The organism is Staphylococcus arlettae (assembly GCF_002902345.1).
GTDB classification, from domain to species: domain Bacteria; phylum Bacillota; class Bacilli; order Staphylococcales; family Staphylococcaceae; genus Staphylococcus; species Staphylococcus arlettae.
The window spans coordinates 238,358-247,805 of sequence record NZ_PPQB01000022.1 but is presented as its reverse complement, the minus strand read 5'-3'; the positions used below and the strand labels follow the sequence as shown (position 1 = coordinate 247,805).

7 protein-coding genes and 1 CRISPR repeat array are annotated in these 9,448 nt (G+C 29.9%); all 7 genes read right to left on the bottom strand.

Going from position 1 to position 9,448, the window contains the following annotated elements; genetic code table 11:
* Positions 1 to 1,555: 1,555 nt before the first annotated feature.
* Positions 1,556 to 2,018: direct repeats of the CRISPR family, unit length 36 nt; unit sequence GTTCTCGTCCCCTGTTCTCCGGGGTAGTTCTTGAAT.
* 132 nt (positions 2,019 to 2,150) lie between these two features.
* Genes cas6 through cas10 form a run of 7 tightly spaced genes read right to left on the bottom strand, consistent with a single transcriptional unit; the run spans position 2,151 to position 9,444 of the window.
* Positions 2,151 to 2,885, bottom strand: coding sequence for a CRISPR-associated endoribonuclease Cas6 (cas6, locus tag CD036_RS11295; RefSeq protein ID WP_103388699.1), 735 nt, complete (start codon positions 2,883 to 2,885; stop codon positions 2,151 to 2,153).
* Positions 2,882 to 4,153 carry a type III-A CRISPR-associated CARF protein Csm6 gene (gene csm6 / locus CD036_RS11290; RefSeq protein ID WP_103388698.1) on the bottom strand — a complete coding sequence of 424 codons (1,272 nt, stop codon included), beginning with the start codon at positions 4,151 to 4,153 and terminating at the stop codon, positions 2,882 to 2,884. Before csm6 ends, cas6 begins: the two co-directional genes overlap by 4 nt.
* Entirely contained in the window at positions 4,153 to 5,175 is a 1,023-nt protein-coding gene (gene csm5 / locus CD036_RS11285) for a type III-A CRISPR-associated RAMP protein Csm5 (protein ID WP_103388697.1), read from the bottom strand. Before csm5 ends, csm6 begins: the two co-directional genes overlap by 1 nt.
* Positions 5,176 to 5,177: 2 nt before the next feature.
* Entirely contained in the window at positions 5,178 to 6,086 is a 909-nt protein-coding gene (csm4, locus tag CD036_RS11280; protein ID WP_103388696.1) for a type III-A CRISPR-associated RAMP protein Csm4, read from the bottom strand.
* A 10-nt stretch (positions 6,087 to 6,096) separates the two neighbouring features.
* A complete protein-coding gene (gene csm3, locus CD036_RS11275; protein WP_103388695.1) occupies positions 6,097 to 6,741 on the bottom strand; it encodes a type III-A CRISPR-associated RAMP protein Csm3 in 645 nt (214 codons plus the stop codon).
* A gap of 1 nt (position 6,742) precedes the next feature.
* A complete protein-coding gene (gene csm2 / locus CD036_RS11270; protein WP_103388694.1) occupies positions 6,743 to 7,168 on the bottom strand; it encodes a type III-A CRISPR-associated protein Csm2 in 426 nt (141 codons plus the stop codon).
* 2 nt (positions 7,169 to 7,170) lie between these two features.
* Positions 7,171 to 9,444, bottom strand: a complete 2,274-nt coding sequence (gene cas10 / locus CD036_RS11265; protein WP_103388693.1) for a type III-A CRISPR-associated protein Cas10/Csm1 — start codon at positions 9,442 to 9,444, stop codon at positions 7,171 to 7,173.
* Positions 9,445 to 9,448 lie beyond the last annotated feature (4 nt).

The window sequence follows — 9,448 nt, the reverse complement described above, 5'->3', positions numbered from 1 at the left end:
ACCGCATCATTTATGATATGCTTCACAAAAACATAACAGCAATTCTCATAAACCGCATACGTTCCGATACGTTCAAAATCCCTTTATGAAGCGGCTGAAAAACCCCCATCACTTATGATACGCTTCTCCCTATCAGTGATTTTGCTAAAAACTTTCAAAGTTATTATTTTTTCAACAAATACTTTATAAAATTTTTATTATTTAATATTAAATTTATTTAAATTTTAAAGTTTTTTAAATATTAATAATGATCGTGCAGCAAATAATACAGAAACAACTATTGTAACCAAACCAGAGTTAGACTGTTCATCTGTTTCTGGTAATGTATTATTCTTAACTTGTATTTGAGTGTTATTACTTGCTTGAATAATACTTAAATTTTGTAATTGATTACTCTGTGTTGGTTCATTATTGTCAATTGTTTACTTTTAATCCTCATTATTCGCACTATTAGTAGATGATGTTAAATATTGTTTTTTTGTTAATGGACAACAACCTACTTTAGTTCATTCTTGATAGTCAGTCACAGCTACAGCTCCGGGCCAGTTTCTACTAAAATATCTTTATAAAATTTAACAGCTCCATCCTCATGTTAAGACTAATTACAATGAAAAATTACACAATAATCTTCTTTATACTCATTTTTTAAATTTACACTTTCTAGATGATAACCATGTTTTTTCATAGCACAAATTCTGATATTTGTAGTATTATTAGGCGTTACTTTACTTTCAACCGCTTATGTTTGATGTGTTCCTATCCTACTAAATAATAAAGCACTTACTAAATTAATTATGACAAAAATATTTGTTTTATATCTTATTTCAAATTTAATTCCTATTTTTTGTTTTCTTCTTTTTAATTTCTTAAGTAGCAACTCTCGAATTGCAATACACTGCATCCAATCTCTCAATAATATACGTTCCATTCACTGTTATTCGTATTTCGCATTGATTTTCTAATTCTAACTTAATCATAAAGAAATTATTTGTATGAACGTTATTTTTGTTTCTGCTTATTTAGAAATGAATGTCAATTAATTGCAAAGATAATGAATTACAGTTTAAATCTTGATTTTTTGTTCCCCTTTTTTGCAGAATATTTTGTCAAATCAAATATATTTTTAATACTTATTCTCTATTCTACGGAGGTTATCGATTTCTTTTGAACCAAGCCAATTGAAATCATCAAGATGAGGTACTCGTCCCCTCTTTTACGGGGTGGTTGTCGATTGGCTTTAACCGAAAAAACAGATGAAATGATTGGATAAAGTTCTCGTCCCCTCTTTTACGGGGTGGTTGTCGATTAAAATTAAAAGGAGTTTTCAAAATGAGAAAATTTAAGTTCTCGTCCCCTCTTTTACGGGGTGGTTGTCGATTTTTTGTATTTGAAAATCAAGTTAACTATGAAATTATTATCCACTCTTATACAAAGTGGTTATCGAATACAAATTACAAAAGAATACAATGAGGCAGCAAGTAATGTTCTCGTCCCCCTGTTCTCCGGGGTAGTTCTCGAATCATGATTATTTATAACGAGGATAACACGCAACTAATGTTCTCGTCCCCTGTTCTCCGGGGTAGTTCTCGAATCACAGTACAAGGGAAAGAAATTGAAGCATTTAGAATGTTCTCGTCCCCTGTTCTCCGGGGTAGTTCTCGAATCAATGAAATTTGACAAAGGTGAATCAACTGTAGCGTTCTCGTCCCCTGTTCTCCGGGGTAGTTCTCGAATAGCAAAAAGAGATGTATGAGAAAGCAGCAAGAGGGTTCTCGTCCCCTGTTCTCCGGGGTAGTTCTTGAATATATTAATCATTGTTAAGGTGTCCACCGCTTCGGTGTTCTCGTCCCCTGTTCTCCGGGGTAGTTCTTGAATTACGTTTTTCAAAGGTGGCTTTTATCTTGGAAATGGTTCTCGTCCCCTGTTCTCCGGGGTAGTTCTTGAATACTAGACCCTCAAAACGAGAAAGAGCAAAAAATATTGTTCTCGTCCCCTGTTCTCCGGGGTAGTTCTTGAATAGATAGCTCTTTAAAGCCTATCACATCAATAGTTCAAAGGCAAAATTTGCTGTCAAAAATAGCGACAAATCACTTGTACTATAAGTGCAGAATGTCACATTTTTTGACAACTAAATTTCAGCTATATTCTAGTTATATTATACTATATTTCCCCATGCCTAAGCTTGTTTTCATACCTGATCCAGAAAATTCACCAAACTTCAATAAAAAATGAGTTAGTTGTAGAAAAGGTAAGGGTCCTTTAATTTTAAACACTATTTCTCCTGTAAATGAAGGGATTTTAACTTTTTCTAAGTTAAATCGTGTACTTTTCAATTTATAGTCAACAATATTAATGTTTTTTTCCAAAAAATCTAATGTTTCTTTATCGTACATTTTATATTCTTCAAAAAAAGCATCAAATTGTATCATAATACTTCTAAAGAAACGTTTAACCTCAGGAAAAATCATGTAACTACTCTGATATTTAAAAGACATAGGTGTCTGTATATTAATTCTTACATAACGATTCAATTCTTCTGTTTGCAAGAGTTGATTCATAATATTTTGAACGTTTACCTTCTCAATATTAAAAGAATAAATCTCAATATAAACTTGGTAATATTTTAAAAACAACCTATTGTTAGAAGTGAATAGCTTGGCTATCTCATTAAATAATCCATCTGACATACAAACAATTTCCCAAATTACTTTTTTGTTTTTATGATATATTCTTTGCTTCAATGGACTATAAGCAAATTCATGATGTAGCTGATGAGCAATATCATTAGGAAGATAGTCCATTAACACGCCATGTAAAATACTTCCTAAATATTGAAAACGAATACTATCTGGTAAGTCTAATTCTACTGTAATCTTGTTTATCATAATAACTCTCTTATTTCGGTATTTTTCTTTTCAAAATATCCAAAGTCACTATTATCAACATTCGGAAATATTATACATAACAAATCTTTTACTGCATAAACAGCATTTTTAATTTGCGTTGAGCTACCATTTTGAGATAAACTCAATGATTCTAATCCATGAGCAACTTTGTTTCTTAGTCCATTTACATTTAGAACATGCTTTAAGTTTTGTGTTAGTTCAGATTGAGGATACAAAACTTCAAAAATATCTGTATAGGCAGGTAAATTTAAAAAGTCATCATTTTCATTTCTGAAATTTTTTCCTTTTTGTTTTAAATGTAATTTATATTTTGCCAAAAAATTCTCATTTTCATTATTTAATTTTACTTTATCTTTTTCTAGTACTAGTATTTCCGAATTATTTCGTCTTAAGTAGTACTCTGCTAAAAATTCAGCAATTGACTTTACTCTAATTAAAGTTTCCGCAATATCATTTCGATCAAATCTCATTTGTAGTAATAGATAATGAAATAGTATTTTTTTCAAATTTTTATCAGAATATTTACTATTAATTTCACTAAATATTCTATGCAGTTTTATACTTTTAGTTATTTCAGCTAATATATTTTTAATTTTTTTCTTATTTCTAAATGAATCTTGTTGATTAATTATAGTTAATGCACCCTCATAATCATAATTGTTTATTAAACCAAGAATCTGAGATCTAATCATTGCTTCTCTAAAGCTCAAAATATCTATTTCTTTACATCGTTTCTCAGATTGATTTTCTATTTCATTAACCACTTCAAATTCTTCTTTGTCATCTTTAGGGTTCGAATATTCGATACCGGCATTACTATCTTTGATTGGTGTACTCACTTGTACGCACTTCTTATTTTCAGGATAGACAATATATTCTAAACATAATGTTGCTTCCATTTGGGGTGTGCCACTAGTAACATTCAAAATTATTTCACAATTTTCATGGGTATCTTCAATTCTTTTTAAATACTTATGAAATTTCTCTTTATAGACATCATAATCTTGAGCATTTTCTACGTCCTCAACAATGATTTCGACCTCAGTGTTTGGAGAAATAGTTTGAATAATGTTTTCCCACTCGTAAGATTTGTGTCCTTTTCTCTTTTCGTTTCCTTCCCAAATTGTTCTAGTAAAATATAATACAGCTTTATCTAAATTATAATGTCGTACAATATTCAACATAGCACCATCACGGAGATTTCTCCATGGATCTGAATTACCTATTGGACTAAATAGTACTTTCATTATAGCACCTCATTATTTAACTCTTGAAAACTTATTTTACACATACCTTGCTGATATGAAGTACGACGACTTTGATTAGTTGTCCCTTTTAAAGCAACTGGTACGTTAGAAGGCATTTCTTTCATTTTCCCATAAGTTCTACGGAATTTTTTAGTTAAAATATCAAAAGAATCTCGTTTTGCTTGTTCTCGACTTTTTAATTGATAATGTGTCGTTTTACTAACAAATCCTGCGCCAGCTCCTAAGAATAAAATATTTTGGTTTAGAACGTCGGGCATGCCGCCTTCTAATGCAAATCGTCTTCCACCTTTTGTTTCTTTGAAACCGACCAACCATTTGTCATAATAGTTTTTGTAAAAATCTTGGATACTTTGTTCAATTTCATTAATAGAATAAATTTCATCTTCTATGGTTAATTTAAATTTTATTTCAGTATCTACATCTACACATTCTCTATATAAAGGCATTGGTTTTTCGCTTTTATTAATATCTATTTTTTGATAAATAGCTAAGTTACTTTCATCAATAGGCTCTGAATCGCTAATTTTAATTTTTCTATAAACATCTTTATTTTTTTCATTATCATATTTTGATACGAGGGCTGTTTTGATAGCCCCTTTAATTGAACTACCTGGAAGATACACTTTATTTTGCCCATCTCTTACCATTAGATGTAAATCATTTAGCGCTTTAGGACGTATATTACCATATTTCTTGCCTTGATTGACCTTTTCAGAATAACTCACAAATGCTTTCCATTCACTTTGCTTAACATTTTGAGCGTCTAAATAGTCTTTTAGTCCATTTTCTCTTGGATTTTTTGGTGGGTATCTCAAAAAGTTTTGATATGTATCGAGTATATTTTTTCTTTTTAAAAATTTAACTAGTTTATTTCCATTAATCATATAAACTTTAGAATTGTAGAAATCATAAATGTAATCTTGTTTCTTCATAACTTGACCACTACCAATATGAACTGGGCCTAAAGTTTTAATAATAACTTCATAATTTTTTATTGTCATACTTATACCTCCAACCATAAAGGCTTCGCATAACGATAGACTGGATGTTTACCATTATGTCCAACATTAAAAACGTCACCGTTAAAGATATTTTTAAAAACTGAACCAGAGGAAAAGCTATAGAAATCACTTTTTTTAACTAGCATTTCAGAATAATTTGTTGATTGTATGAAACCAGAACGTTTATTCAAAATATATCTTGCCTCTTTTAAAGCATTCTCTATCTCATCTTTTTTAGCCATTGCCGTTGATAGAAGAATAGAATGTTCTCCTTTTTGATTCAATAACTTAAATAATTGTTGATTATTTATTATTTCATATTCAAATTGTCCGTATCCTGCATTACGTTTACCACCTAAACCCGAGTACTGTAATGAAGTCATAATATCTTTTAATTGGTCAAGGGTTTCTTCTGATCCTTTTGCAATAAAATATAAACCAGCTTCAGGTTCAAAAGTAAATGTTCCTACTGAATAAGGTTCACTGTCAGCACTTGAATCAATTTCTTGTGCTGATAATGAAACCTTTGTTTGTAGAGAAAAATGCCCAATATTAAAAATATCATTTAAATCTGTCGCATCTTCAACGCTTAACTCACCATTTAAATATTGATTATAGTGATGAACTGGGACATATTTTAACTTTTTAAATGCTTTATGATTGCCTTCTTCTTTAGATTCAATTTTTATCAAAGGTTTAGGAAGATAATAAAGCTCATTTTCATAAGGAAATGTATCACTAATGATTAAATCGTTTAATAACCAATCGGTTTCTTTACCCAATTGACGCGCTTCAATAAATAAAGCACTAAACAAAGTATCAGAAGTTATTGTCATTTCCCCATCTGACAACCGTTTTTTTCCAAAATGAACAGGAGTCTTAAAAGAAAGTTTAAATACTTTTGTTGTCAATGTCTTTCACCTACTTAATTTTAAGATTTGTACTATCGTATTCTCCAACAACTGTCTCGACATTTATATCATTAAATCGGATACGTCCGTTACCTCTGGTACCGCCGCCACCAAGATAGTCATTCTCTAATAAGTGAATCGCTTTTTCAATATTCTCAAAATCATCCTCAACTTGTGACTCTTCATCAACATTGTAAATAAGTACAAAGTCAAACTCAGATCCTCTTGTTACTCTCTCAATTTGTCTTGGATTTGCAACTGCAGTTAAACGATTAATTGTATTCTCAAATTTCGTTTCTGTATAAGCAATATCATTTTGCGCAAAATGCTCTTTCGTCTTTTCAGAAAAGAATGCATCAGAAATTTGTAGACGAGCTCTTTGAATATTTCCTTTTTCACTTGAACCGAATAATCTTAAAACACGTTCATCGTCTTGATTATGATTCTCTTGTTTCATTTTCAAGCCAAAATGTTTTGCTAATAAACTTCTCATTTTTCCTTTCATTGAACTGCCAGGTATGATAGGTAATTTAGTTTGTAAATCTCTAACTACAGGGGAATCAATTGCTCCAATCATACTAGATTCACCGCCCCCGCCGATGTGTAAACCAGTAACTACTTCAATTGTTCCTGAAATTTTAATTTTTGAATACATATTAATCCTCCTTTTGATAGTATTTAGCGTATGCAACTAAAGCTTCAAAGTATTTACAATAATCTAAGAAAAATTTTTTTGATTCTTTTTGTATCACTCTATCAATAATTGGAAACATCAATGTTTTTTTCAAAAATTCATCAACGCTTTTTTCTCGACCTGCCTCGTAATAAAATTTAATTTTTAAGTATTCTAATTCATCGATAAATTCTTCATTCAATTGATCTTCATTTGAATTAAAGGCAATAGTATAAAGTCTATTTACCTGCTCCATTAAATTTCTTAACTTACTTGTTGTAAGTCCGTTAAATAAAACTTGTTTTTCTCTGCCTCTTCTATCTTTAACATTTTCCACATTATTTTTTACGACCTCATGTGCAAAAGTTAAATCTATCGCTTTACCACTTTTTGTTTTAGCTAATATCATACTTAATCAGCCTCCCTTATTTGATAAACATAATATTCTAAAGCTGTAATTAATTGATCTTTATCTTTGTCATTTTGAGCCCAATTAAAAATTTTAGATGTAAATTCCTCCGTCATTTTGCTTCTTGCTAATAAATAGGCTAATCGAGCTATATTAATTACTTCATTATTTCTTAATAAAGCTAGCATTTTATATATAAACGCTTTTCCGTGTTCATCTGTTTGCGAAAATCCCTGTTGTAAAACGAGAAGCTTTTCTCCTAAAATATACTTTTTAAACTCATCCCAATTATATACTTTTTCTTGCACCCAAAGTGCTATCTGATTTTTTTCATCAGTTTTAGCTGCTTCTTCAAGTAATCCTGTTTCAAAAGCCATTTTAGAAACCGGATACTTGCCACTGAACATTCCAACACCAGCAGACATTGTTAATTTACCAAGCGTAAACTTTTTAAATTTATCATTTATATAAACGCTTGCTTCTATAATGTCATCCCATGCGCCAATCAAAAATAAATCGTCGCCGCCTGAATATATAGCTGTAATTTGATAACTTTCTAATAAATGATTTAATTCATATTTAAAAAATAATGATAATTGACGAGACAACGTAGCTGTTCTTGAAATTGAATTATATTTTTCTGGAATTCCTGATATAAATGTAGCACCAAGATTATCTATGTCAGCACGTACAACGCCTAAACGCTTGATACCTTCTTCTCTTTCTACATAACTTCCAATACCTTTTTCTCTCATATCTTGATTTTGACTAGCATAATCGTAATCACACATCCATAAATTCGTTGATATTCCTACACCAATATAAGGTTTATTTTTACTGTAAATACGAACTTGATTATTATTTTGTGCTAACCTTTCTGCTTCTTCATAATCGATAACCGATATAAATTTATCGAATGGCATTTTTAATTTTCCAGTTTCTGACAGTACAAAGAATGATTTATCTCTTAAGTCATTTGATATATTAATAATCCCTTCACATATACTGCATAATCCATCATCATTAATATCTATGTCACTTCTTAAACATTCTTTACATTCTCGATCCCCATATGAATGAAAATGATTTAATTTTAATATATCTTCTGCAGAATACTTATGTGCTTTAATATCAGAAAGTTTACTACTGACATTACGCCAAATAGTTCTATAATTACCATTGGTATTCATTAAGTCATTACCACTACATTTTTCAAAAGCAATTGATAATGAAAGATCTGTAGTGAATTCTGACATAAACCAATTTTTTAACTCAATATTAAATTGATTTATTTTTTCTTTCACTTTATCTGTATTAGAGACTAATAAATATGCATGGCCGCCACCAGTGTATAAAAGATTTGCTCGTGTTAATTCTAATTTTTCTAGTAATTGATCAATGATTACCTCAAGCATGATTTCTAAGTAAAAACTACGAGATCTTAAACTTTTTAATGCTTTAGAACCACTTATGTTGTAAATAAAATCTTGAATACCACTCATATCCATACTAAGTAGTAAAAAAGCTTCTTTTTGATAAAATGATTTGCTATTTTCATACTTTGTAAACAATTCATCTTTGTAATTATGTATATTATTTTCATTTAAATAATCAAATATACAACTAGCAATAGCACATGTAATACGACTATGATCATAAAGAGAAATATCAATTAATTGATTTTTATTTGTCGAACTTGGCACATATTGCCATAGACTTTCTGTCCATTGTAATAATGAAGGAAATGTATCTTCTTTAATACTTAATTTGTGCTCTAAATCATAACTCATATCTTTCATTAGTGTTGTATAATTTCCACTTGAATATTGAATGTTCTCAGTTTTAGGATACTCAATATTACTTTCATTAGAAAATTTAAACTTTCCACTTGTTTGTTTCAATTTTTCAGAATTCACAATATTAAACACACTATATAGAGGTGTATACTTATCAAAATTAAATGCTTGTTTTTCGTATTCTTCGTCGCCCTCTTCTATAACATCTCGTCTATCAATACCACTCGCAATATTATCGGCAATATAGGTAATATAAGCTGTATTATCATTAGCTAAATTAGCTTTTGCAAGTTCTTTATAATGATGATAAGCAACGCTATCGAGCACTTCGTTATCTTTAAATTCTGAAAATTGAGATAAAAATTTGTATCCTAACTTTGAATGCGTTCCTCTTGCAAATGCATGATCGTTACTCCGATAAATAATTTTACCTATATCATGTAGTAAAGAACCATACATTAACGTCGTTTTTTTATCCATTGTA

Coding starts and splice junctions, on each gene's coding strand:
- cas6 (WP_103388699.1), bottom strand. CDS start 2,885: ATGATAAACAAGATTACAGTAGAATTAGACTTACCAGATAGTATTCGT.
- csm2 (WP_103388694.1), bottom strand. CDS start 7,168: ATGATATTAGCTAAAACAAAAAGTGGTAAAGCGATAGATTTAACTTTT.
- csm6 (WP_103388698.1), bottom strand. CDS start 4,153: ATGAAAGTACTATTTAGTCCAATAGGTAATTCAGATCCATGGAGAAAT.
- cas10 (WP_103388693.1), bottom strand. CDS start 9,444: ATGGATAAAAAAACGACGTTAATGTATGGTTCTTTACTACATGATATA.
- csm5 (WP_103388697.1), bottom strand. CDS start 5,175: ATGACAATAAAAAATTATGAAGTTATTATTAAAACTTTAGGCCCAGTT.
- csm3 (WP_103388695.1), bottom strand. CDS start 6,741: ATGTATTCAAAAATTAAAATTTCAGGAACAATTGAAGTAGTTACTGGT.